The organism is Dellaglioa carnosa, assembly GCF_026948345.1.
Taxonomy (GTDB): domain Bacteria; phylum Bacillota; class Bacilli; order Lactobacillales; family Lactobacillaceae; genus Dellaglioa; species Dellaglioa algida.
The window spans coordinates 1-216 of record NZ_JANXLI010000024.1 but is presented as its reverse complement, the minus strand read 5'-3'; the positions used below and the strand labels follow the sequence as shown (position 1 = coordinate 216).

General features: G+C 49.5%; 2 tRNA genes. Both read right to left on the bottom strand.

The window, feature by feature from the left end:
- Positions 1 to 19 precede the first annotated feature (19 nt).
- A tRNA-Ala gene (locus N0K80_RS07930) sits at positions 20 to 92 on the bottom strand.
- 27 nt (positions 93 to 119) lie between these two features.
- A tRNA-Ile gene (locus N0K80_RS07925) sits at positions 120 to 194 on the bottom strand.
- Positions 195 to 216: the final 22 nt, after the last annotated feature.

Here is a 216-nt window from a genome sequence, read left to right as displayed (position 1 = left end):
CGACAATTAAAATTGTCAATGGAGCCTAACGGGATCGAACCGATGACCTCCTGCGTGCAAGGCAGGCGCTCTCCCAGCTGAGCTAAGGCCCCATAATGGGTATTTTATTAATTGGTAAATGGGCCTAAATGGACTCGAACCATCGACCTCACGCTTATCAGGCGTGCGCTCTAAACCAGCTGAGCTATAGGCCCGTAAACGCTTTTGAGAGTAGAT